The 23,349-nt window shown below is 64.3% G+C and carries 23 protein-coding genes and 1 tRNA gene; 13 read left to right on the top strand and 11 right to left on the bottom strand.

Annotation, left to right across the window (positions count from 1 at the left end; translation table 11 throughout):
• Positions 1-6 precede the first annotated feature (6 nt).
• The 7 genes from C725_RS00470 to C725_RS15080 all read left to right on the top strand — a co-directional run bounded on the left by C725_RS00470 (position 7) and on the right by C725_RS15080 (position 6,521).
• Entirely contained in the window at positions 7-1,101 is a 1,095-nt protein-coding gene (locus tag C725_RS00470) for a flagellar basal body P-ring protein FlgI (RefSeq protein ID WP_008599462.1), read from the top strand.
• Positions 1,101-1,433, top strand: a complete 333-nt coding sequence (locus C725_RS00465) for a rod-binding protein (RefSeq protein WP_008599461.1) — start codon at positions 1,101-1,103, stop codon at positions 1,431-1,433. The genes C725_RS00470 and C725_RS00465 overlap by 1 nt, the downstream gene beginning before the upstream one ends.
• The gene (gene flgK / locus C725_RS00460) at positions 1,430-3,298 is read left to right on the top strand and encodes a flagellar hook-associated protein FlgK (protein WP_008599460.1); all 1,869 of its coding nucleotides are present in this window, start codon (positions 1,430-1,432) and stop codon (positions 3,296-3,298) included. Before C725_RS00465 ends, flgK begins: the two co-directional genes overlap by 4 nt.
• 16 nt (positions 3,299-3,314) lie before the next feature.
• Positions 3,315-4,250, top strand: coding sequence for a flagellar hook-associated protein FlgL (flgL, locus tag C725_RS00455; protein WP_008599459.1), 936 nt, complete (start codon positions 3,315-3,317; stop codon positions 4,248-4,250).
• A 77-nt stretch (positions 4,251-4,327) separates the two neighbouring features.
• Positions 4,328-5,194: a flagellar motor stator protein MotA gene (motA, locus tag C725_RS00450; RefSeq protein WP_008599458.1), complete on the top strand. Its 867-nt coding sequence runs from the start codon at positions 4,328-4,330 to the stop codon at positions 5,192-5,194.
• Positions 5,195-5,197: 3 nt separating this feature from the next.
• Positions 5,198-6,100 carry a flagellar motor protein MotB gene (locus C725_RS00445; protein WP_008599457.1) on the top strand — a complete coding sequence of 301 codons (903 nt, stop codon included), beginning with the start codon at positions 5,198-5,200 and terminating at the stop codon, positions 6,098-6,100.
• Complete coding sequence (locus tag C725_RS15080) at positions 6,093-6,521, top strand: PilZ domain-containing protein (protein WP_008599456.1); 429 nt, start codon at positions 6,093-6,095, stop codon at positions 6,519-6,521. The genes C725_RS00445 and C725_RS15080 overlap by 8 nt, the downstream gene beginning before the upstream one ends.
• Here the strand turns inward: C725_RS15080 and C725_RS00435 are convergent.
• The 5 genes from C725_RS00435 to cpdR form a co-directional block, all read right to left on the bottom strand.
• Positions 6,518-8,257: a hypothetical protein gene (locus tag C725_RS00435; RefSeq protein ID WP_008599455.1), complete on the bottom strand. Its 1,740-nt coding sequence runs from the start codon at positions 8,255-8,257 to the stop codon at positions 6,518-6,520. The two genes, C725_RS15080 and C725_RS00435, sit on opposite strands and share 4 nt — an antisense overlap.
• A gap of 48 nt (positions 8,258-8,305) precedes the next feature.
• Positions 8,306-10,666 carry a pyruvate dehydrogenase E1 component gene (locus C725_RS00430; protein WP_008599454.1) on the bottom strand — a complete coding sequence of 787 codons (2,361 nt, stop codon included), beginning with the start codon at positions 10,664-10,666 and terminating at the stop codon, positions 8,306-8,308.
• A gap of 4 nt (positions 10,667-10,670) precedes the next feature.
• On the bottom strand, positions 10,671-11,351 hold the full coding sequence (locus tag C725_RS00425; RefSeq protein WP_008599453.1) for a 6-phosphogluconolactonase: 681 nt from the start codon (positions 11,349-11,351) through the stop codon (positions 10,671-10,673).
• A gap of 24 nt (positions 11,352-11,375) precedes the next feature.
• A tRNA-Val gene (locus C725_RS00420) sits at positions 11,376-11,450 on the bottom strand.
• A gap of 77 nt (positions 11,451-11,527) precedes the next feature.
• Positions 11,528-11,917, bottom strand: coding sequence for a cell cycle two-component system response regulator CpdR (gene cpdR / locus C725_RS00415; RefSeq protein WP_008599452.1), 390 nt, complete (start codon positions 11,915-11,917; stop codon positions 11,528-11,530).
• A 178-nt stretch (positions 11,918-12,095) separates the two neighbouring features.
• On the opposite strand from cpdR, the gene C725_RS00410 reads away from it, so the two are divergent.
• Entirely contained in the window at positions 12,096-12,977 is an 882-nt protein-coding gene (locus C725_RS00410) for an N-formylglutamate amidohydrolase (RefSeq protein WP_008599451.1), read from the top strand.
• A 173-nt stretch (positions 12,978-13,150) separates the two neighbouring features.
• On the opposite strand, the gene C725_RS00405 is transcribed toward C725_RS00410, so the two are convergent.
• Together C725_RS00405 and C725_RS00400 are read right to left on the bottom strand one after the other, a co-directional pair.
• Positions 13,151-13,699, bottom strand: a complete 549-nt coding sequence (locus C725_RS00405) for a cytochrome b (RefSeq protein WP_008599450.1) — start codon at positions 13,697-13,699, stop codon at positions 13,151-13,153.
• Between the two features lie 76 nt (positions 13,700-13,775).
• Positions 13,776-14,588 carry a SapC family protein gene (locus C725_RS00400; protein WP_008599449.1) on the bottom strand — a complete coding sequence of 271 codons (813 nt, stop codon included), beginning with the start codon at positions 14,586-14,588 and terminating at the stop codon, positions 13,776-13,778.
• A 157-nt stretch (positions 14,589-14,745) separates the two neighbouring features.
• Here C725_RS00400 and C725_RS00395 point away from each other — a divergent pair, with 157 nt between their 5' ends.
• The 3 genes from C725_RS00395 (at position 14,746) to C725_RS00385 (ending at position 17,492) form a co-directional block, all read left to right on the top strand.
• Positions 14,746-16,149: a leucyl aminopeptidase family protein gene (locus C725_RS00395; RefSeq protein ID WP_008599448.1), complete on the top strand. Its 1,404-nt coding sequence runs from the start codon at positions 14,746-14,748 to the stop codon at positions 16,147-16,149.
• 142 nt (positions 16,150-16,291) lie between these two features.
• The gene (locus C725_RS00390; RefSeq protein ID WP_051051191.1) at positions 16,292-16,651 is read left to right on the top strand and encodes a MarR family transcriptional regulator; all 360 of its coding nucleotides are present in this window, start codon (positions 16,292-16,294) and stop codon (positions 16,649-16,651) included.
• A complete protein-coding gene (locus tag C725_RS00385; protein ID WP_051051171.1) occupies positions 16,581-17,492 on the top strand; it encodes a C40 family peptidase in 912 nt (303 codons plus the stop codon). The genes C725_RS00390 and C725_RS00385 overlap by 71 nt, the downstream gene beginning before the upstream one ends.
• 34 nt (positions 17,493-17,526) lie before the next feature.
• Here the strand turns inward: C725_RS00385 and ntrC are convergent, their stop codons facing one another.
• The 3 genes from ntrC to dusB are packed head-to-tail and all read right to left on the bottom strand — an operon-like array spanning position 17,527 to position 21,076.
• On the bottom strand, positions 17,527-18,987 hold the full coding sequence (ntrC, locus tag C725_RS00380; RefSeq protein WP_008599445.1) for a nitrogen regulation protein NR(I): 1,461 nt from the start codon (positions 18,985-18,987) through the stop codon (positions 17,527-17,529).
• Complete coding sequence (locus C725_RS00375) at positions 18,984-20,081, bottom strand: two-component system sensor histidine kinase NtrB (RefSeq protein WP_008599443.1); 1,098 nt, start codon at positions 20,079-20,081, stop codon at positions 18,984-18,986. Before C725_RS00375 ends, ntrC begins: the two co-directional genes overlap by 4 nt.
• Complete coding sequence (gene dusB, locus C725_RS00370) at positions 20,078-21,076, bottom strand: tRNA dihydrouridine synthase DusB (RefSeq protein WP_008599442.1); 999 nt, start codon at positions 21,074-21,076, stop codon at positions 20,078-20,080. The genes C725_RS00375 and dusB overlap by 4 nt, the downstream gene beginning before the upstream one ends.
• A 108-nt stretch (positions 21,077-21,184) precedes the next feature.
• Between dusB and C725_RS00365 the strand changes: the two genes are divergently transcribed.
• Together C725_RS00365 and C725_RS00360 are read left to right on the top strand one after the other, a co-directional pair.
• Positions 21,185-22,312 (top strand): bifunctional 2-C-methyl-D-erythritol 4-phosphate cytidylyltransferase/2-C-methyl-D-erythritol 2,4-cyclodiphosphate synthase, encoded by a 1,128-nt coding sequence (locus C725_RS00365; protein WP_008599441.1) that lies wholly within the window; start codon positions 21,185-21,187, stop codon positions 22,310-22,312.
• Between the two features lie 16 nt (positions 22,313-22,328).
• On the top strand, positions 22,329-22,892 hold the full coding sequence (locus C725_RS00360) for a CinA family protein (protein ID WP_008599440.1): 564 nt from the start codon (positions 22,329-22,331) through the stop codon (positions 22,890-22,892).
• On the opposite strand, the gene C725_RS00355 is transcribed toward C725_RS00360, so the two are convergent.
• Positions 22,790-23,314, bottom strand: a complete 525-nt coding sequence (locus C725_RS00355) for a type II toxin-antitoxin system RatA family toxin (RefSeq protein ID WP_038280947.1) — start codon at positions 23,312-23,314, stop codon at positions 22,790-22,792. The two genes, C725_RS00360 and C725_RS00355, sit on opposite strands and share 103 nt — an antisense overlap.
• Positions 23,315-23,349 lie beyond the last annotated feature (35 nt).

Raw genomic sequence — 23,349 nt, 5'->3', positions numbered from 1 at the left:
AGACCCATGCGCACGGTTCTCGCCGCCCTCGCGGCACTGCTCTTCGCCCTGACGCCTGCGTATGCGGAGCGTCTGAAGGACATCGGTGCCTTCGCCGGCGTCCGTACAAACCAGTTGACCGGTTACGGCATCGTCGTCGGTCTGGCCGGCACGGGCGACGACAATTTGCCCTATACGATCCAAAGCGCGAAGGCCGCCGTATCCCGTTTCGGCCTGACCCTGCCGCCCGGCGTCGACCCATCGCTGAAGAATGCGGCCGCCGTGATGATCACGGCCGAACTGCCGCCCTTCGCGAAGCCGGGACAGACCATCGACGTGACCGTGTCGGCCATCGGCAAGTCGAAATCCCTTCGCGGCGGCAATCTGATCCTGGCACCGCTGCAAGGCGCCGACGGCCAGATCTACGCCATGGCACAGGGCAGCCTGATCGTCGGCGGCCTTGGCGTCGACGGCGCGGACGGATCGCGCGTGCAGGTCAATGTGCCGTCCACCGGCCGCATCCCCGCAGGCGCGACGGTCGAGCGCATGGTGCCGACCGCCATCGGCGACAGCCAGGCGCTGGTCTTCAACCTGCGAGAGCCCGATTTTTCGACCACGATGAACGTCGTGGAGGCGATCAACGAATATATCGGCGAGGGCACGGCGTCTCCCCTCGATGCGGTTTCGATTAAAGTTGCCGCGCCGCCGGTCGTAGAAACCCGCGTGGCACTCATCAGTCTCATAGAGAATATCGAGGTCGAAAAGGCGCAGGCTGCCGCCCGGATCGTCGTCAACTCGCGCACGGGTACGGTCATCATCGGGCAGGATGTGAAGCTGAGCGCGGCCGCCGTTTCGCACGGCAGCCTGACGGTTCGCGTCGACGAGGCCCCCTTCCCCAGCCAGCCCGGTCCGTTCTCCGACGGACAGACTGTCGTGGTGCCGGATTCGCAGATCAGCGTCGAGCAGGGCGATGGACGCATGTTCCTGTTCGAACCCGGCGTGTCGCTCGCCGATCTCGTCAAGGCAATCAACTCTGTCGGCGCGGCGCCCGGCGACCTGGTGGCGATTTTGGAAGCCCTGAAGCAAGCCGGCGCCATGAGCGCGGAACTGGTGGTGATCTGATGACGCAGCCCCTCGCCTTCCTCAACATGACCGCCGCCGCCGACACGGGCCAGGTCCAGAAGCCCAGGGCGCCTTCGAAGGAATTGATGGACGCGGCGGCATCGTTCGAGGCGATCTTCGCGCGCCAGATGATCTCGTCCATGCGCAAGACCAGCCTTGCCGAGGGCGCTCTCGACAGCAGTTCGGGTGCGCTGTTCCGCGACCGCTTCGACGGCGAGGTTGCCGAAATGCTCGGTCAGCGCGGGGCGCTCGGCATCGGCAAGGCGCTGGTGCAGCAGCTCTCGCCGGCAGCACGCGCCGCCTATGATCCCAAGGAAGGAACCGGTAAATGAGCGACCTTCTCAGCATCGGCGCTTCGGGCCTCCGCGTTTCGCGCGCGGCCCTCGACGTCGTCGGCGGCAATGTCGTCAATGCCGGCACGGAGGGGTATACCCGGCGCCGGGTCGAGGCGCAGGCCGCCCCCGACCCTTCCAGCGGATATATCCAGTACACGACGCGCGCCTCCGGAACCGGAGCCATCGTGGGCGGCGTCATCCGTTCGCAGGATCAGTTTCTGGCGGCGGAACTGCGCAACTCCATGGCCGCCGCCGCAGAGGCGGGCGGAACGCGCAAATGGCTTTCGGAAATCGAATCCAGCCTGGGTACGCAGAGCACGGGCATCGCAAGCGCCCTGCGTTCGTTCTACGAATCCGCCGAGGATCTGGCCGCCGCCCCCACATCCGGCTCCGCGCGCGCAGTCTTCCTGGAACGGATGGAAACGCTCGCCGCCCGGTTCCGCGATACCGGGTCGAGCCTGTCCAACCTGGAATCCGACATCCACATGGATATCGACAGCACATTGTTCGATGCCAATGCCGCGATCGCCGAACTCGACAATATCAACAAGAAACTGCTGAAGGCGAAGGACGGAACGGCGGCGCTTGCCAGTCTGCGCGACCAGCGCGATGTGGCGCTCACGCGTCTCGCCGAGGTCGTGCCGGTGCACATCCAGGAAACCGGGCTGAACCAGTTCATCGTGAAGCTGGGCGGGCCCACCGGTGAAACCATCGTCGGGCCGGGCGAGGTCCATACGTTCGGCGCGGAATATGACGAGAATGGCGGGGCCAGGCTGCTGTTCGACGCAGGCTTCGCGCCGCGGGCGATCACCGCGCCGACCTCCGGCGCCTATGCCGGGCTGACGACGGCCCTCGGCACGCTGAAGACGACGCAAGACGCCGTCGACGAACTGGCGAATAACTTCGCGGCGACCCTGAACGAGCAAAATCAAAACGGTGTCGACCTTGCCGGACGCCCGGGCGAGGTTCTCCTGGCCACGAACGGCGTCGACGTCACCGAGAGTACGCAGAATATGGGCCGCGCCGCCGTCGCGGCAACGATCGATCCATCCGCAAACCCGGAGGGGACGTACGAGCTCGTTTACAACGACGCGACCTCGTCCTGGACCATGACGAACGTCGAAACCGGTGCCTCGGTCAGCGGTTCCGGCACCCTGACGATGGACGGTATTACGGCAGATCTCGGCGGCGAGCCGCGGACAGGCGACCGCTTCGTTCTGACGCCGACGACCGGAGCCCAGAATATGCGGCTGATCAACAAGGATGCCAGCCGCATCGCCACGGCCGCGCCCTATCAGATCGAAAAGAACAACCGCTTCGATGGCGCCGCCACCATGACGATCATCGAAGATCCGACCACGTCGCTGACCGGAACGGCGCCGCACACCTACAGCTGGACCGCCCCGGACGCGGTGACCATCACCGATGCTGACGGTCTGGTGGTCGCAACGGTTCCGTTCGCAGAGGGGGACAGCCTGCCCGGCCCCGGCTTTCAGATCCAGGTCGACGGCTCGCCGCCAGCCGGCGCGTCGGTGGTGGTCGGGGCGACGCCACCGAACATCGCCGACAATTCGAACCTTCTTGCCATGATCAGCGCCGGGGGCGTCGACGGCGCAGGCTTCGAAGGATCGTTCGCCGGCCTGCGAACCACTGTCTCCGCAAGTCTGTCGGAGGCGCGCACGCGCGCCACCATCGCCGAAATGAGCACCGATTCCGCGCGCTCAGCCCTTGCCGATGCGACAGGGGTGAACCTGGACGAGGAGGCGGCGGATCTGGTCCGCTACCAGCAAAGCTATGAGGCGGCCGCGCGGATCATCGCGGCGGCACAGGATATTTTCGACGCCCTTCTGAACGTCCGCTGAGGAAAGACCCGGAACCATGCGGCTAAGCACGAACAACTGGTACAACACGCAATCGCAGACCATGCTGGACCGGCTCAGCGAGGCTTCGCGGATTCAGAACCAGATCGCCACCGGCAAGCGGCTGCAGCGGGCGTCCGACGACCCGACCGCAGCGCAGCGCGCGGACCTTCTGAAACGATCCATGAGCGAAGCGAAGCAGGCGCAGCGCAATGCGGACGCGCTGAACGCAAGACTGGAAACAAGCGGCATCGCTCTCGGCGGAATGACCGATCAGCTTCTGCGACTGAAGGAACTCGCGCTCTCCGCATCGAACGACACGTTGACCGCAGAGGATCGCGTGACCATCGGCACGGAGGTCGCACAGATTCGCGAGCAACTGCTCGGCCTTGCCAATACGCGCGACGCCGACGGCAGCTACGTTTTTGCCGGGGCGCGGGCCGGACGCCCGGCCTATGAAAAGGCGGCGGACGGTACCATCCATTGGGCCGGCAGCGGCGATCCGATCGAAATTCCCGTGGGCAGCACCAATCTCGTCTCGAGCGGCGACAGCGGCAAGAGTTTCCTCGACCTTCAGAATGAGGAAAGCGGCTCCGTCTTCGACATGCTCGATCGCTTTACCGCGCTAATGCAGCCGCCGGCGAGTGGCAGCGAGACGGTGGAGGAACGCGACGCCCGCCACAGCGGCATGGAGCAAATGCTGGCCGACATTACCGAGGTCGCGGACAGCATCGGCAATGTCCAAGCCAGCCAGGGCGCCCGTCAGGCCGGTATCGTGAAGGAATCAGAACGGCTCGACAGCCTGATGATCGAGCTTGAGGCCGCGCGTTCGGACCTGGAGGACGTCGACGTGACCGAAGCCGTCGTCGACCTCGAGCGCCTGAACACCATCCTGAAGGCGGCGCAGGCCAGCTTCGGCCGCATCGCCGGCCTTTCGCTGTTCAACCAGATCTAGCTGCGGATTGTCGCTTAACTCCCGCGCCTCCGCGTCGTTCCTGTAGATGCGGTATCGCGTGCGGGAGCAGTAACAAGATGATGTTCGGTATAGGTCTGGCCGTTTTGTTCGGCATGGTTTTCGGCGGGTTCCTGATCGCCGGCGGCCATATGGAACCCATCCTCCATTCCCTGCCCTACGAACTGATGATCATCGGCGGCGCCGCCATCGGTGCGATGATCATCGGCAACTCCATTCGTGCGGTGAAGCATCTGGGTGGCTCCTTCGCGAAAATCCTGAAAGGACCGCGCTGGAAGGATGCGGATTATATGAGCGCGATCCTGCTCGTCGGCCGTCTCACCAAGCTGATGAAGGACGAGGGCCCGGTCGCCGTCGAACCGCATGTCGAGGAGCCGCAGACCAGCGACATCTTCAAGGATTATCCGACGCTCCTCGCCGATCACTTCTTCGTCAGCTACGTCACCGACGCGCTACGCCTGCAGGTGATCGCGCCCGGCGGCCTTGATCCCTTTCAGGTCGAGGAAGTCATGGACAGCGCGCTGAAGACGCATCTTCATCATGAGGAGGAAAGCGTCCACATGCTGGAGAGCCTGGCCGACGGCCTGCCCGCTCTCGGCATCGTTGCCGCCGTGCTGGGCGTCATCAAGACGATGGGCTCCATCGACCAGCCGCCCGCCGTCCTTGGCGCGATGATCGGCAGCGCACTCGTTGGCACCTTCCTCGGTGTCTTCATGGCCTATGGCATCGCCGCCCCCTGCGCTTCCCGCCTGAAGCAGGTGCTGCGCGAGGAGGCGGAACTCTACCACGTCGCCAAGCAGATCATCGTGGCCTCGATCCGCAACAGCCCGCAGGCACTGGTCATCGAGGCGGCGCGCACCAGCATCAGCGCGCACAATCAACCAACATTCGCCGCCGTCTTCGACGGTCTGCGCGAGGCCGCCTGACCCATGTCGACCACCAACGACAATCGGCCGCCCGCCATCATCGTCAAGAAGGTGATCTCCGGCGAAGCGGGCCATCATGGCGGCGCCTGGAAGGTCGCCTATGCCGACTTCGTGACCGCGATGATGGCGTTCTTCCTCCTGATGTGGATCATCGGCGCAACGACCGAGGATCAGCGAAAGGGCATTGCGGACTATTTTCGTCCCACTCTCGCCCAGACGTCGGATGGCGGCGGTGCGAACGGCTTCATGGCCGGCCGCTCCCTGCATGAGAAAGACGGCATCGCAATCTCGTCACAGAAGGCCCTGACATCGCTGGAGCGTCCGATCGATCAACTGGATTTCGCCGGCGGGCCGCAGACGACCGAAGCGAGCCGGGCCGACGATTTCGAATCGTTCGAGGACTTTCGCGAACGGCTGCTACAGATCGTGCAGGCTGACCCGGAATTGGAGAAATTCGCCGATCAGTTCAACCTGGCGCTGACACCCGAGGGCCTCCGCCTGGAAGTAACGGACGCGCCGGGCGCCTCCATGTTCCAGGTTGGGGAAACCAGTGCCGCGGAGCTGGCCGGTCCCGTCATGGCTGCCGTATCCGAAGCGCTTTCGGTCCTCGACAACGAGGTGGCCATTCGCGGCCATACGGACGGGCGGCGCTACACCGATCCGCATCTGATGAACAACTGGCTGCTGTCGACCGGCCGCGCGGATGTCACGCGCCGAATGCTCGTCGCGCGCGGCGTCGACGAGGCCCGCTTTGGACGCATCGAGGGTTCGGCGGACAAGGAACTTCGCAATGCCGACGATCCGCTGTCCGCAAGCAATCGCCGTATCTCGATCACCCTGCTATATTCCGAACCTACAGACCCCTCGCCCAGCGAAACTTTGTACAGAGCGGAAGCGTATGAGTGACGAAAACACGCAGCAAACAGCGCGGGAGGCACGCCGGAAGATCCTGAAAAAGGCAATGGCCACCGTGGATGGGGAGTCGCGAACGGTGCTGATCCGCGACCTTTCTCCGCACGGCGCTCTCCTGAAGGTCGATCAGACATTCACGCCCGGAGAGTTCCTGCTTATCCATATAGAGGCCTACCCGGATCTTCGGGCGGAAGTTCGCTGGGTCGACGGCGACCGCATCGGCGTTCGATTCGACGAAGGGATTTCGCTCGACGAGAACGGCCTGCCTGTTCTTGCAAAGCCGAATGACAGCGGAAGCATGAAGGGTTTCGTTCCCTGGAACCCCTATACGGCGCAGACGACGGCCAAGCGTCCGGCGGTCAACAAACCGAAGGTGTTTGGCCGCGCCGACCCGAAGAGGCCCATTCGCTCCTAATTTCTCTCGCTTCGAACATGACGCTCGATCCAGGCATCGAGACGCATCGCAACGGGCGGCCGCATGCCAAATCCAGCGACCAGATCCTGAAACTGCTGCGCCGCCAAGGGGTGGTCCGCTTCGAACTCGCGCCAATAGGCATTCGCCTTGGGGCGATCACCCCGTGCGCCGGCCGCAATAGCCTGCCAGAAGGCCTTCGGGAATCGCGCGCGCGAATCCCGAACCATTCGGTCGGCGTAGAGCCGGACGGAATCGTCATCCCCGGCCAGAACCGCAGCGACGACCTGCGCGGTGATCAGGGCTGCGGGTGGTTGCACATGGTAACGCTCCGCCTGGTCCAGAAGCGCGGCACCGGATTCCTCTCCGGCGTAGAGTCGGTGCAGGCCGACATAGAGCGCGACGTCCGGATCATAGGGATTCAACGCCAGCGCGCGCGCGTCCGCCTTCGCGAAAGCCGGATCGCCAGCCAGGAACTGAACATGCCCCAGCGACATCTGCGCAAAGCTGTCGGACGGGTCCAGCGCCACGGCAGACCGCGCGGCGGCGAGGGCTCCGTCCAGATTTCGCGTCCGTGGATCCGCGGCTTGCTCGCGCGCGGACAGGCTCCAGGCCAGCGCCGCAGGAATGGCGGGCGCGCGGTTGCCGGACGCAAGAATGCTGTCGAGACAGTTCCGGACACGCCGGCGATCCTCGATATCGGGACTGTCGAAGCCGTCGCGCCACAACATCAGACAGCGATACCCGGGCGATCGATCCTTTCCCTCTGCTCGTGACTCCCGCGAATGAATGATGCCGCGTTGCTGGGCGATTTGGGTGACGGCCGAACGCGCCGCCTCGGCCAGCGCCATTTTTGCGCCGGTCTTGTCGATCGAGCGCTGCAACCGCCAGACGATCCCGCCGCTGCGGTCCCTTTCATCGGTCAAGCGCAGCCTCAGAAGCCAGCCGGATCCCTCGCGAAGCACGTCGCCCGTCAACCGATAATCCGCGACCCCCTTCTCGGCCACGCCGTCCAGAATCGTCAGGCGGCGAAAGCGCGGCAATGCCGAACGCAGCTCTGCCGTCAGCCAGCCTGCATGACGCACGGTCGGTTTGCCGCTGCTGAGCGGCTCGATCCGATCTATGGCGAGTATGGGATAAGCCATGGTTGCCGCCCCGGAGGTCGCCGCCCGGTCGCTGCCGCCTGCCGAAGCAGAGGAACCGGGTGCCGCGTCCCGGTAGGACAGCCCGCCAATCGCAAGCGCGGCGATCAGGCTGGCGCCGCTCGCCCAAAGCGCCGCGCGCCGCGCCGGCGACGTCCGCATCGCGTGCAGCCTGCCCGTCATCGACTTTTTTTCGGGCGGCTCGTGCGAAGCAGGCGACCGGGCGAACCGTATGCGGTGGTCGCCAGGCACCAGATCCAGAAGAACGCGCCGCTCACCGCGCACAGACCGGTAATGCTCCGAAAGCAGGCGGCGTAGGCGCGTTACCTGAACGGGCGGATCGGAATGCCTTTGGGAATCGACCGTTTCCGGCCTTCCGAAACACTCGGCCGCGATGCGGTCGGCGGAAACATCGCCGCGTCCGGCAAGCGTCTCGTTCACCAGATAACGCAGCAGCCGCGCAAGAGCGGGTGCGCGCCGGAAGGCCGGATCGCGAAGGACACTCTCCAGTTCCTGCAGAACCTCCTCTTCTGCAAATGCCTCTTCCGGCAAGGTGGAAAGCTCCCCAAACAGGCCAGCGCTCTTCGACGGGAGCACAGACGGTCGTTTCTTAACCAGCGGATCTTAAAGAACGCTGCCCTTTTCCTAGACGAACAGTTCGGCAGCAGCATCCAGGATCGCGTGCTTGTCCAGCCGGTATTCACGGTAGAGATCAGGCAGCGTTCCTGTCTGACCGAAGCGCTCGGTGCCAAGTGGAGCCACGCGCATACCGTAGACTCCGCCAAGCCAGGACAGGGCAGCGGGCGTCCCATCAATAATGGTGATCAGCCGGGCACCGGGCGCAAGGCGGCCGAGAAGATCGCCGGCATGGCAAGCGGGCGTCCCCGTGCCGCTCCAGCGCGCGTGCCGGGCGGCCGTGAACCCGCGGGACAGGAGGTCCGGCGATGTTACGTTGAGAACGCCGAGGCCGGGAATGTCACCGCGCAATTCCTCATAGGCGGAGAGCACTTCCGGTGCCACGGCTCCCGTGAAGACGAGCGCCGCTTCGGCCCCTTCTGCCGGTTCCCGCAGCCAGTAGCCGCCCTTCAGCGCATCGTCCTGCCATGATCCGCCGTCCCTCTCCTCCTGCCGCAGCGTTCGCGTGGACAGGCGCAGATAGACAGAGCCCCCCTCCCCGGCCGCCGCCTGCATATGATCAAAGGCCCACCCCATGATCAGCGCCAGCTCGTCGGCAAAGGCCGGTTCGAAGTAGGTTAGGCCAGGCTGGCCCATTCCAATCAGCGGCGTCGACAGTGATTGGTGTGCGCCCCCCTCCGGACCCAGGGTCAGACCGGACGGGGTCGCCACCAGGAGAAAGCGGGAATCCTGATAACAACCGTAATTCAGGGCATCGAGGCCCCGCGCGATGAACGGGTCGTACACGGTGCCGACGGGCAGCAACCTCGTCCCGAACAACGGCTCTGACAGGCCCAGCGCCGCCAGCATCAGAAACAGGTTGTTCTCCGCAATGCCCAGTTCGATATGCTGCCCGGCGGCATGGAAGCGCCATTTTTGCGCGGAGGGAATCTTTGCCGCCTTGAAGACGTCCGGCACCTCGTTGCGACGGAACAGGCCGCGCTGGTTGACCCAGGCGCCGAGATTGGTCGACACCGTCACATCGGGCGAGGTCGTCACGATATGATCCGCCAAGGCGCTGCGGGACTTAGCGATATCGAGCATGATCTTGCCGAACGCCGTCTGGGTTGACTGGCTCTCGTCGGCCGGGGCGGCGAGTTTCGGTGCCTCATGACGCGGCGAGGCTTGAGTGCGCTGCGCTTTCAGAGCTGCCCCCAGCGGTGAAGCGGCGAGCAGGCGCTTCACGCCCCGGGCGGCATTGTCGCCGAGACCCGCCAGCGGCTCCCATTCCTCCCCCTTCGCAATCCCCAGCGTCTCTCGCAGATCGTCGATCTGGGACGGCGTCATCAGGCCCGCATGATTGTCCTTGTGCCCGGCAAAGGGCAGTCCGAACCCCTTCACCGTATAGGCGATGAACATCGTCGGGGTCTCGCCGTGCGAGGCGGCGGCAAAGGCCTCCACCAGCGTTTCGAGGCAATGTCCTCCGAGATTGGTCATCAACGCCGCAAGGGCGTCATCGTCATGGGACGCGATCAGGGAAAGCGCCTCATCGTCCTCCGCAAGGTCGCGCCGCAGCCGCTCCCGCCATGCACCGCCCCCGCCATAGGTCAAAGCGGCGAAGTCGGCGTTCGGGACCGTGTCGATCCACTCCCGCAGCGCGGCGCCGCCAGGCCGCGCGAAGGCGGCAAGCTGGCGCTTCCCGTATTTCAGCGTGACGACAGTCCAGCCGCAGGTTTCGAAAATGTCATCGAAGCGCCGAAACATGCGATCCGCCGTCGTGGCATCCAGGGACTGACGGTTATAATCGACGATCCACCAGCAATTGCGAATCCCGTGCTTGTACCCCTCGATCAGGCATTCGTAGATATTGCCCTCGTCGAGTTCGGCGTCACCCATCAGCGCGATCATCCGCCCGGCCTGTTCCGGCCCGAGACGATCATGCGCGATCAGATAATCCTGAACGAGGCTCGCAAAGGCGGTGATTGCCACGCCCAGACCGACGGAACCGGTCGAGAAATCGACGGGAATGCTGTCTTTCGTTCGGCTGGGATAGGACTGCGCGCCGCCAAACCCGCGAAAGCGTTCCAATTGCTCGCGCGTCTGGTTGCCGAGCAGATAGTGGATGGCATGAAGAACGGGACCGGCGTGCGGCTTCACCGCCACCTTGTCGTTCGGGCGCAGCGCGGTGAAATAGAGCGCCGTCATGATTGCGGTCATGGACGCGCAGCTCGCCTGATGGCCGCCGACCTTCAGCCCGTCCGAACTTTCGCGCAAATGATTGGCGTTATGAACCGTCCAGGAGGACAGCCAGCGAAGCCGCTGCTCCACCAGCTCCAGCAGATCCGTGGACGCGCCCTCGAGCGCCGCGCCGTCTTCCGATGCTGTGCTCATGAACTCAGTCCGTCAGGACGTGCGCATCGACCGGGACGGTCACCTTCCGCAGAACCTGACCGAGCGGCGTCTCCGTATCGCCAGCGCCTGCGGCCTCCAGAGCCGCCTGGTTCTGCCCGCGCAGGGCAAACAGCACCGTACGCGCCTTTGCAACGGCATGTCCCGAGATGCTGACGATCTGCCGACCGCCCGGCGTCTCCACGCCGAGGGCGCGGATGTCGTCCGGCGATTCAATGGCCTCCGCAAGGTCGGGCCCGTCGACGAAGCCGGCAGCTTCCCCATCGTCGGAGAACGTCATCAGAACCAGATCGAGCGGCCAGCCCAGATCCTGCAAGCGAGCATTGGCGGCGCTGCCGGCAAGCTTGTAGTCCGGATTTTCCGACGACAGCGGCAGCACCCGCGCACCCTTCGGCATGAACAGCTTCGCAAGCTTGGCAACCTTGGACGTCGGATCATTCACCGGAACGAGATCGTCGTGCGTCGGAACGAACGTGACGTGCCGCCAATCGCGGCGCTGCTCGGCCAGCTTGTCGTAGGCGGGCGCCAGAAAGTCTTCCCAAGGCAGGGCGATCAGAGCCTGGCGCCGGGCATCGAGCGCACTGTCGATGATAAACCCGATATCCCCGGCTATGGACGACGCGAATTCGTCCGCGTCCTCGGCCTCCCAGAGTTCGAGTTCGGTCATGTCACCTCGGCCGGATGGAAAAAATGGTGGGCGCAGGAGGGTTCGAACCTCCGACCCCTGCGATGTCAACACAGTGCTCTACCACTGAGCTATGCGCCCAACCGGGAGAGCGGCATGTAACGGGGCGGCCGGGACGGTGCAACCCACTTCTTCCCAGAAGGCGAAATCTTCCGCCATTACGCCGCCAGAATGCGTTCGATCTCGTTCGTAAGTTCCCGCAAATGAAAGGGTTTCGAAAGAACGCGCGCACCTTCCGGTGCGCCGGCATTCTTCGACAGCGCGACGGCAGCGAAGCCCGTTATGAACATGACCCGCATCTTTGGCGCCAGCTGCGCCGCTCGCTGGGCAAGTTCGATTCCGTCCATTTCCGGCATGACGATGTCGGTCAGTAGCAGGTCGAAATCGCCCTCCGCCAGGTGGGGAAGCGCCGCCGTACCGCAATCGACGGCGACGACCGAATAACCGGCTCGTTCGATGGCCCGCTGCAGAAAGGCTCGCATCGAATCATCATCTTCCGCCAGCAGAATACGTATTCCGCGTCCGCTACGATCAGGCTGCTCGCCCATCTTGATCCGCCCTTCGCTGTGACATCAGGAACGCTGCTTCGATCGTCAGAACCTGTTTCGCAGCGGCTGATCGTTTCTGCAGCGAGATTAGCACGCCCGGCGTTAATGGCCAATCAACGTCCACCGCCAATTTAAGGCGCTTTGCAGCATCCTTCGGGCGCGCTAGTCGTTTCGCACGATGCCCGGCGCCCCCTCTGCCAGTTCCCTTACCCCCGCCTACACGCTGCGCGATTGTCGCAGCGCGGATCTGCCGCCCATCGTGCTTGCCTCTCCGCATAGCGGACGATCGTACCCCGACGCGTTCCTGAACGAACTGGCCTGTCAGGAAGTCGACCTTCGCCGCGCGGAAGATGCCTGGATGGACCGCATTGCCGGTCACGCCGCCGAGCGCCTTGACCTGCCGCTGATCGCCGCGCGATGGGGCCGGACGTTTCTCGACCTCAATCGGGCCGCAGGAGAGCTCGATCCAGCGGTCGTCGAGGATGTGCCCGCGGGACCGCAAAGCGACCGGCTGCGGGCTGGGCTAGGGGTCATTCCCCGTGTCGCAACCCCCGGCGTCAGCCTGTACCGCCGGCGACTGAGCTCGCGCGAGGCCCGGGAGCGCATCGAGGCGGTGCATGGCCATTATCACCGCGCGCTAACGCAATTGCTGGCGCGCGCGCGCGGTGCGCATCCCGCCGTCCTTCTTATCGACTGTCACTCCATGCCGCCGCTCCGGCGCAGCCATGGCGGCGGGGCGGACATCGTCATCGGCGACCGCCACGGAACAAGCTGTCGCACCGATATCGTTGAGATGCTGGAGGCGAGCCTGTCCCGCCACTACGCCGTGTGCCGCAACACCCCTTATGCCGGCGGTTTCACCACGCAGCATTATGGCCGGCCGGAGGATGGGGTGAATGTCCTGCAGGTCGAAATCAGCCGCAGTCTTTATATGGACCTGACCACCCTGCTGCCCGCCCGCGGAATCGAGTCCGTATCCGCGCGGCTCTGCGCCGCCATAAGCGAGCTGGTGCCCCTACTCCGCGCAGGCGGCGAACGCCTGCCGCTGGCCGCGGAATAACGCCGCGTCGGCATCAGAGGGAAAAAAGGCCACCCGCAACAGGAAAGTCCTGCAGAGGTGGCCAGTCTCGAACAGCGCCGTGAAAAAGGGGCAAAACACGGCGTTGAGACCCGGAAATGGGGTTCGTTTACCATGCTTTCAAGGTGCCCCGGAGAGGACCGGGGGCGCGGCATTCAGCCGCGCGTGCGGCGCAGAGCGGGGATCATCCGAGTGAGGACATCGTCCCTGTCGAGGAAATGATGCTTCAGCGCCCCCGCCACATGGAGGAAGAACAGATAGAATATGCCCTGTGCGGCAATTTCGTGGACGTCATGGAGGACGTCGCGTGCGCCGGAGAGCGGCAAGGCGGGAATCGGAAGGACGCCGTACCAGTCCAGCCCTCGTTCCGGCGTCACGGCGAAGGCCCAGCCGGCGAGCGGCACGATCAGGAGGAGCAGGTAGAAAAGAATGTGCGTCCCGCGCGCCAGGATCACCTCCCAGCGGGCCATGTGTACGGGTAAAGGGGGGAAGGATTCGGTAAGGCGAATGATAAGCCGGATGAGGGTCAGCGCCAGAATGGTGATGCCCGTCGATTTGTGGATCATGTACACCGTGCCCGTCGACGGATCCCCCTCTGGAAGGCCATGGGCGTACTGAATGCCGATGAACTGCCCGATGACGAGAAGAGCGATCAGCCAGTGAAGCGTGATTGCCGCGGACGAATATGGACTGCGCTTCGACATTTTCTGGCTTCCCCCCTCAATCCGGCGAAAAACCTAGCGCCGAATGAGGGGGAGGTAAACGGGATGCCGCAGCTTGTCAGCCGATCGGCGTGTCCTGACCGGCTTCTGTGGCGGACGACGGGACCGCTTGCGCGACCGGATTGGCGCGCGCGTAAATCTCGCGGATGATCTGAACCGACATCAGATGCGCGTAGACGAGCGGCAGAGCGCCGTTCTGTACCATCTTGCGGACCTGATCGCCGCGCAGCTCACGCAGCTTTTCCTCGTTCACCATGCGAAACCCGCGATACACGGAGGGCTTGTCGGCGCCCGGCGCCTGAATGCTGACCTCCCCGTCCATCAGCAAGTCGCTGTCCTGCAGTTCCTTCACGAACGCGGCCGTGCGCGCGATGGACTTCTCATACTCCTCGCAGAAGCTGAGAACATTCTTGGTGATCTCGGTCTGTTCGCCGCCCTCGAAGAATTTCTGCTCGCCCTCGGCCGACACTTCGTCGAACGTGTCGTCGAAGCAAAGGGACAGCGTCTCATTGTCGGGCGACGTCCGCGCAAGCAGGAAGGGATAGCGACGGATATAAGCGGGAACATAGGTGTTCTCGCGCCACGTCCCGTCATCGTTCAGAAACAGGTTCTGGCCCTCCGACAATCCCATCAGCGCCAGCGGCGTCGGCTGATCACCTGTCGAGAAGATGATCGGAAAATAACGATGCGCGGCGGGAAATTCGTCCGCCGTAATGGGAACGGCGTGCGTTCCGCGAACGAACTCGAGCTGTGTGCGGGGTTTGACACCAAAGTCGGGGTGCTGCGCCGACGAGAGCGGCGTCAGCGACTTGTAGAAAAGCGGAAGTCTTTGCGCATTCCCCTGCGCGCCGTTCGTCGGTGTCGTTGCCATGAAAAATCCTGAATCGATGATGAAAGTATCGCAAGAAAACGTGCTGGGCCGAGGTCATAGGGGCTCGCCCCCCCGCCTGCAAGCGAGACGACGGGCTGGCGGGACGCCGGTCATGGCGGCAATTGCAATGGATCGCCGCCGCGCATAGCCATAGGGCATGAACGAATTCGGCAGCTGCTTCGACGTGGACCGCGCTCAGGATGCGCGCACCCTTCATACCGTGCGCGAAGACCGGTTCGACGAGTGGAAGAACGGTCTTTCGCCGCGCCACCGCGCCGCCGTGGACGCGGCCGCATTCGATGGCAAGCCAGGCAGTCTCGTCATCCTGCCTGGGCAAGAGGCCGACGGTTGGACAGTGGCCATCGGCGTAGAGGGACGCCCCGAACTCAGCGCGTGGGCACTTGCGGGCGCGGCGCAGAAACTTGCCCCTGGCACGTACAGGCTGGAAGATGGCGACCCCGGGGAAGCGGCGCTCGGATGGGCGCTCGGCCAGTATCGTTTCGACAGATATATGTCGGACAGTCCAGCGCCGGAGCCGCGCGTGCTCCTGCATCCCGAAGACGGGACGGTCGAACCCGTTCTGCGGCAGGCGGACGCGCAGGCACTGGTTCGCGATCTGGTCAACACCCCGGCCGAGGATATGGGACCGGCAGAACTGGAGGCGGCCGTTCGGACCGAGGCGGAGGCGCACGGCGCAGCGGTAACGGTCGTGACCGGCGACGCGCTTCTGACACAAAACTTCCCGACGATCCACGCGGTCGGCCGCGCAGCATCCGCCGAACGCGCGCCGCGACTGATCGAACTGAACTGGGGAGAGGAGAACGCACCGGTTCTGACACTCGTGGGCAAGGGCGTCTGCTTCGACACGGGCGGTCTCGATGTGAAGGGCGCGGCCGGAATGCGCCTCATGAAAAAGGACATGGGCGGCGCAGCGCACGCGCTGGCTCTTGCCCGCCTCGTCATGCAGGCGAAGCTGCCCGTGCGGCTGCGCCTTCTGATCCCAGCCGTCGAGAACAGCGTATCCGGAAACGCGCTGCGACCGGGCGATGTCGTGAAGACGCGCAGCGGCCTGAGCGTCGAAGTCCACAATACGGATGCGGAGGGCCGGCTCGTCCTGTGCGACGCTCTCGCTTATGCCTGCGAGCGCGACACCGACCTTATCGTCGATTTCGCCACGTTAACCGGTGCGGCGCGCGTCGCGCTGGGACCGGACCTGCCCGCCCTGTTCACTGACGACGAGGAGGTTGCCGGGCAGATAGACCGGGAGGGTCACGCCTGCGACGATCCCGTCTGGCGCCTGCCGCTGTGGCAGCCCTATCAGCGGCTATTGCACTCCGACATCGCCGATCTGGCGAATGCGGGAACCAGCTCGTTCGCGGGCGCCATCGTCGCGGCGCTATACCTCTCGCGCTTTGTGCTGGACGGTCGCAGCTGGGTCCATTTCGACACCTTCGCCTGGATGCCCACCAGCCGCCCTGGACGTCCAAAGGGAGGCGAAGCATTGGGACTACGCGCGACGTTTCGGATGCTCGTAGATCGTTACGGAACGGTAAGAACTTGACATAAACCATGTTCGTAAGGGTTGTGTTAAGGTAGACTAACGCTTCTTTGATCTATCCACGGATCGAGAACTGGGGTCGATTATTATGGGTTTCACGCAGGATCAGGACGATACCTTGGAGGAGGGCGTTCTTGGCGAATGGATGCATACGCTTATCGCCTATGTGCGATCGGCGCGTCCCGATCTTACCAATCGCCAATTGGCGCTTTTGATGCTTGTCTATCTGACGCCCGGGCCGCATACGGTCCGCGGCCTGGCGGCGAACCTCTCGGTTTCGAAGCCGGTGATTACGCGAGCGCTGAACACACTGGGCGCTTTCGGCTATATCAGACGTCAAAAGGACGAGAGTGATCTTCGTAATATCTTCGTCGAACGGACCGAGGCCGGTCACGAGTTCCTGCAAGCGTTCGCGGGATTGATCGAGCAATCCTATGGCCGAAGCTCGGAACGCCCGTCAGCACAGGACTCCTCCGCACGGGGAGCATCGCGGCACGCAAGCTGATAGTCCGCTCGACAAGCGCGTTCATGCCTTTTCGGCAGACGTTGCCGATATCGCCCTTGAGGGACGTGTAGACGCAAAGCGTTTTGAACGTCCCGTACCGCATCGGCTGGTGGAGGGTGTCAGCGAGATGATGCGCGCTGCGCCGGACGCGACGGCGGTCTGCGTCAGCGAGCTCCTTCCGGGCCAGCGCTTCGACGTCGTCGATGATGCCGAGGGCTGGGCGTGGGGATTTTCTGCCCATGATCATTATGTCGGCTATGTCCGCTCAGAGCATCTCCGAGCGGACGCGCCGACGCGCACCCACCGCGTTGTTGCCCCACTGGCGCTCTGTTTCCACCGCCCCGACATCAAGTCGGAGGTTGCGATGACGCTCCCCTTGAATGCCGAGATTGCTGCCGAGAGGTTCGACGAGACGTTCCTGCGGCATCGCAATGGCACCTTCGTCCATCATCGTCACGCCGGCGCGATAGAAGATTTCGCCGACGATTGGGTCGAGATCGCAGAATTCTTCCTGGGCACCCCGTATCGCTGGGGCGGCCGTCAGCGGGCCGGCATCGACTGTTCCGGACTCGTGCAAACCGCCCTGGCCGCCTGCGGGCATTTCGTTGCGCGCGACAGCGATCAGCAGGCGGCAAGCATCGGCAGGGACGTTCGCGGAAAGGCGCTGCAGCGCGGTGATTTCGTATTCTTTCCCGGCCATGTGGGCATCATGGCGGACGGCGAGCGCCTGCTGCATGCGAACGCACATTGGATGACCACGCTGATCGAGCCGCTTTCAGAGGTGGTCAGGCGGCTAAATCTTCCTGATGGCGACGCCGTCACGGCGGTTCGGCGCCTCTAGTCCAGCACCGCCAGCCCTTCGCTGGGCTGCGGCCTCATCCCGGATTTCCTTCGGTTCGGCGATATTCGAGCGGGTCGATCGCCCGGTTCTCCAGCCGCGTGCGAAGTGTATTGCGATTGATCCCGAGCAGGCTGGCGGCGCGAATCTGATTGCCTGCCGTATGCGCAAGCGCCGCGCGCAGGACCTGCGGTTCGACATCCGCCATGATCGCTTCCATGAGGCCGCGGGGCACCGTGTCGCCGTAACGGACAAGGAGTTCGGCCGCCCTCGCCTCGGTGGCAGCGGCGAGGCTTGTTTCGCGTCCTGCCGCCTGCGCCGGCACGGCGCTGCGCCCGCCTTGCATCGCCTGCAAGACAGCCGCCTCGTCAAGGACATCCTCGCGCGAGAGCGCTGCCATCCGGCGGACCAGGTTCTGCAATTCCCGAACATTGCCTGGCCAGTCATAGGCTTCCAGCCGAACAAGCGCCCCGGGAGACAGCGTCTTTCGCGGAAGACCTTCCTGCGCCGCCAGTTTCAGGAAATGCCCGGAAAGCTCGGCGATGTCGCTTCGGCGGGCGCGCAGCGGCGGCAGCGCGATCGGAACCACGTTGATGCGGTAGTAGAGGTCCTCGCGAAACTCCCCCCGCTCGATCAGACGTTCCAGATTCTGGTGCGTCGCGCAGATGATCCGCACATCGGTCCGGATCGCGCGGCTGCCCCCGACCGTATTGAACTCTCCCGATTGCAGCACACGCAGCAACCGTGTTTGCGCCTCGAACGGCATGTCCCCGATTTCGTCGAGGAAAAGCGTACCGCCCTGCGCCTGCTCAAAGCGGCCGATGCTGCGGCCCTGCGCGCCTGTGAAGGCGCCCTTCTCGTGACCGAACAGCTCCGTCTCGATCAATTCGCGCGGGATTGCAGCCATATTGACCGCAACGAAGGGTTCGGTTCGGCGCGGCCCCAGATCGTGCACGGCACGCGCCACGAGTTCCTTGCCCGTCCCGGATTCGCCGAGGATCATCACGGTCAGATCGGTCTGCATGACGCGGGCGATGAGCCGGTAGACGTCCTGCATCGGAGGCGACCGTCCGATCAGCGGCAAATCCTCTCCGGCGCCGCTCTCCCGCGTATCGTGCGCGGCTTGGCCGCGACCTGCAAGCGCCGAAGACACCGCGCGGGTCAGTTCATCGAGATCGAAGGGCTTTGGCAGGTATTCGAACGCGCCCTGGGCAGTGGCGCGCACGGCAGTGGCAAGCGTATTCTGAGCGCTGACCACGATCACCGGAAGACCCGGGCGCTGCGAAAACAGCGCCGGCAGGCCGTCGAGGGCATCCCCATCCGGCAGCGCAACATCCGTTATGACAACGTCCCCGGATCCGCTGGCAACGAGACGCATCAGCCCTGCAAGCGTATCGGCCGTGCGGACCTGATACCCCTCTCGCAGAAGCGCCTGGCGAACGACAGTGCGGATCGCCGTGTCGTCGTCTACGACGAAGACCGTATTCGTCACGGTCATACCGTTGCCATCGGCAGCAGGACGCGCAGAATGGTACGTCCGGCGCGCTCGTCGCGTTCATATTCGACGTGGCCGTTGTGATCGCTGGCGACCTTCGCCGCGAGCGCGAGACCGAGACCGCCAAGGCCCCGCTTCGAGCTGACGAAGGCGTCGAACATGTGGGCAGCAATCTCCCGCGGTGCGCCCGGACCGTTATCGATGACGCAAATCTCGATCGGAACCGCCATGCGGCCGCGTCCGCTCGGCACGGCGATCTTCAGACCATGTCGATAGGCTGTCGAAATCTCAATCTGGCCGTTCCTGCCCGCAGCTTCGTGCGCGTTGCGCACCAGGTTCAGAAACAATTGGATCAGTGCGTCCTGATCCGCGGGCACTGGCGGCAAAGACGGATCATAGCTTTGATCGATGACGATCCCCTCCGCCTCTGCCAGCTTGCGAACATGACTGAGTACCGAGTGAATGTTCACCGGCTCAAGCGTCGGGGGACGGGGGTCGGTGAAACGCTCCATGCGATCGATCAGCGCGCGCACACGCTCGACCTCCGTGATGATCAGGTCGGACAGCTCCGCGCGTCCTTCCGTATCCCCCGGGGCGCGAAGCAACTGCGCAGCGCCGCGAATACCGGACAGCGGGTTCTTGATCTCGTGCGCCAGCATGGCTGCCAACGCCGTCGCCGATCGCGCCGAAGCCCGATTGTCGCTTTTCCGCTCCAGCAGGCCCGCGACGCTGCGGCGCTGAAAGGTGACGATGAAAGGCCCGCTTCCCTCCAGGACGGGAGCGATCAGTATGTCCGCGCTGATCGGTGCCGCGTCGACGAACGCCATGACAAGGTCATAGGCGCCGAGTTCCGTCCCCGCGCTCGCGGCTTCCCGGATCAGCGACAGCGCCGGGCTGTCCGGTGGCAGGAGACCGTCCCATCCGCGGGACGCCAGTGAGCGCTGCGACCGGCCGAGCATCATTTCCGCCGCCGGATTGCAGGATATGGGCGCGCCGTCGCCATCGACGATCACGGTCGGCACCGGCAGGGCGTTCAGAACCTCCTCCGCGGCCGGCACGAGCGGCTGTTCCAAAGATCGCGATGCCGTCTGGCTCACGCGGCGGCACGCTCCCGGTAAGGGGCATAGAAATCCGCCAGCATCGCCTTCACCACATTGGGGTCGGCTTCCTGGTTCACCCGGTTGCGGAACTCTGCGGACCCGTGCAGGCCCTTGGTGTACCAGCCCACGTGCTTCCGGAAGATGTTTACGCCGTTTTCAATGCCGTAAACGTCCAGGACCATCTCGTAATGCTCGGCGATCAGCGCATATTGTTCGGACAGGCCGGGCGTCGGCACGTCGCGCTCTCCGCTCAGCGCCGCCATGATCTGGCGCAGCAGCCAGGGCTTGCCGTAGCAGCCCCGTCCGACCATCACCGCGTCCGCCCCGGATTGGTCGAGCGCGGTCTTCGCATCTTCGACAGAGCAGATATCGCCGTTGACGACGACCGGCAGCGAGGTCGCCTCCTTGACCCTGCGCACGAAATGCCAGTCGGCCGTACCCTTGTACATCTGGCAGCGCGTCCGGCCGTGAACGGTAATCATCTGAATGCCGGCATTTTCGGCAATGCGCGCCAGTTCGGGCGCGTTGAGGCTTTCGTGATCCCAACCCATGCGCATTTTCAGGGTGACGGGCAGATCTACCGCCTTGACCGTCGCCTCCATCAGGCGCGTTGCGAGGGGGACTTCACGCATCAGGGCGGAGCCGGCATGACCATTGACGATCTTCTTCACCGGGCATCCCATGTTGATGTCGATGATGGCCGCGCCGCGCTGTTCGTTGAGCTTCGCCGCTTCCGCCATCACATCCGGGTCGCAGCCCGCGAGTTGCATGGACACCGGCTCTTCGATCGGGTCCCACGCTGCCTGCTGAAGACTACGCCGCGTTTCCCGCACCGCCGCCTGGCTGGCGATCATCTCCGTGACCGTCAGGCCCGCGCCATAGCGTTTCACGAGTTTTCGAAACGGCCCGTCCGTCACACCCGTCATAGGCGCGAGAATGACCGGCTGATCGACGGTCACAGGACCGACCTGAATGGGGTTCAAAGCTGGCATTGTCATATCTTGCATAAAGTTTGGGCAGACCGTTAGCGTGCCGAGGGGCGTACACGCAATCGTTAAGGGGCTTTCGCCCGGCACGCCGCGCCGCTAGACGCCGCCGCCATGACCACCGTCTGCCTGATCGTCGCCGCCGGAATGGGCGAGCGTGCCGGTGACGGCGGCCCAAAGCAGTACCGTGTGCTGGGCGGAAAGCCTCTCCTCCGCTGGTCGGCGGAACGGCTGGCCGCGCATCCGCGTATCGACCGCGTGCATGTCGTGATCGGCGATGGTCAGCGCAAGGCCTATGACGAAGCCTGCGGCGACCTTGCGCTCGGCGAACCCGTCATCGGTGGCTCCTCTCGGCAGGAATCGGTGCTCAGAGGTCTTGAAACTGTCGAGGGTGCCGCGAACGTCCTCATCCACGACGCCGCAAGGCCCTTCATCAGCGCGGACATGGTCGACCGGCTGCTCTCGGCCTTGGAGACGCATGATGGCGCCGTCCCTGCCCTGCCTGTGGTCGACAGTTTGCGCACCGGCAGCACGCGGATCGAGGGCGAAGTGGCAAGAGACGGTCTGAACCGCGTGCAGACGCCGCAGGCCTTCCACTATCTGCCGCTGCTTGGCGCACACCGGGCGGCCAGTCCGGGCGCCACCGACGATGCCGCCGTGGCCCGCGCTGCCGGTCTGTCTGTCGCGATGGCTCCCGGTGACGAAGACCTCTTCAAGCTGACCTATGCCGAGGATTTCCAGCGCGCCGAGCGGATGATCGCCGGCCGTGGGTTTCGCACCGGCACCGGCTTTGATGTCCACCGGTTCGAGGCTGGCGATCATGTCATGCTCTGCGGGATTACAGTCCCACACGACGCCGGGCTGAAGGGGCACAGCGATGCGGACGTGGGTTTGCATGCCCTGACGGACGCACTGCTGGGGGCGATCGGCGCTGGGGACATCGGCGACCATTTCCCCCCCAGCGACCCCCAGTGGCGCGCCGCTGCGTCGGACCGATTTCTTGCGCATGCGCGCGATCTGGTAACAGCCGCCGGGGGCGTGATCGAACATTGCGACCTGACGCTGATCTGCGAACGCCCGAAGGTCGGTCCCTACCGCCCAGCGATGCGGGCCCGTATCGCCGAAATCTTGCGGCTGCCGGAGGGGCGCATTAGCGTGAAGGCCACCACCACCGAGGGACTGGGTTTCACCGGACGCCGCGAGGGCATAGCTGCCCAGGCTGCCGCCACCATACGAATCTAATTGCCGGAGCTATGCGATGACATCGCTGTTTCCCGATGACCTTATCGACCTGGCCGAGCGCGTGCTGGACGAAAACCGCGCCGCCGGCCGCCGGATCGCTGTCGCCGAAAGCTGCACGGGCGGTCTCGTCGCGGGGCTCCTTACCGAGATCGCCGGCGCCTCGGATGTGCTGGACCGTGGGTTCGTGACCTATTCGAACGGGGCGAAGCAGGACGTGCTCGGCGTTCATAGCGATATGATCGATACGTTCGGCGCCGTTTCTATCGCGACCGCCTGGGCCATGGCCCTTGGTGCGTTGGAACATAGTGATGCCGACATTGCAGTCGCCATCACCGGTATCGCCGGTCCCGGCGGCGGAAGCGAGCAGAAGCCCGTCGGAACCGTGGTCTTCGCCCGCGCCGAACGCGGCGGCGATCCCGAGGATATCGCGGCCGACAGTCAGCTGTTCGAAAACGCCGACCGCACCGAAATCCGGCTTCAGGCCGTCCGGTGTGCGCTGGAATTGCTGCTGCCCGGGGCGGACCGCCCTTCCTCGGATACCGATGCAGACGGTGCAGAAGACGAGGTCGGGGCGCCGTAAATCTCGGCGGCGCGCTTCTCGAATGCCGCGACCATGCGCCGGAACGCTTCGTGGAAGAAGGTGCCGGCCAGTCGTTCGAACAGCTTCTGCTTGAATTCGAAGTCGACGAAGAAACAGAGGTTCGTTCCCCCCTCGCCGTCCGGCTCGAAGGTCCAGTCGTTACGCAGGTACCGTAGCGGGCCGTCCATATATTCAACGTGAAGTTCGCTCGGACGATTCATCTTCACGCGGCTGGTGAAGGTTTCCCGCACCATGCGAAAGCCGACCATCAAATCGGCAACCAGTTCGGTTTCCGATTGCGATCGAACCCGCGTTGCCACGACCCATGGCAAAAACTCCTCATAGGAGCCAACATCCGCAACGAGGTCGAACATCTTCTCGGGCGAATAGGGCAGACGCCGCGTTTCCTTGTGTCGGGGCATGATGCGTTCAATAGTCCTTTCCCGCACCAGATAGC

Source organism: Pacificimonas flava, from assembly GCF_000342165.1.
GTDB classification, from domain to species: domain Bacteria; phylum Pseudomonadota; class Alphaproteobacteria; order Sphingomonadales; family Sphingomonadaceae; genus Pacificimonas; species Pacificimonas flava.
The sequence above is the reverse complement of the archived record's forward strand: the minus strand, read 5'-3'. Positions and strand labels throughout refer to the sequence as shown.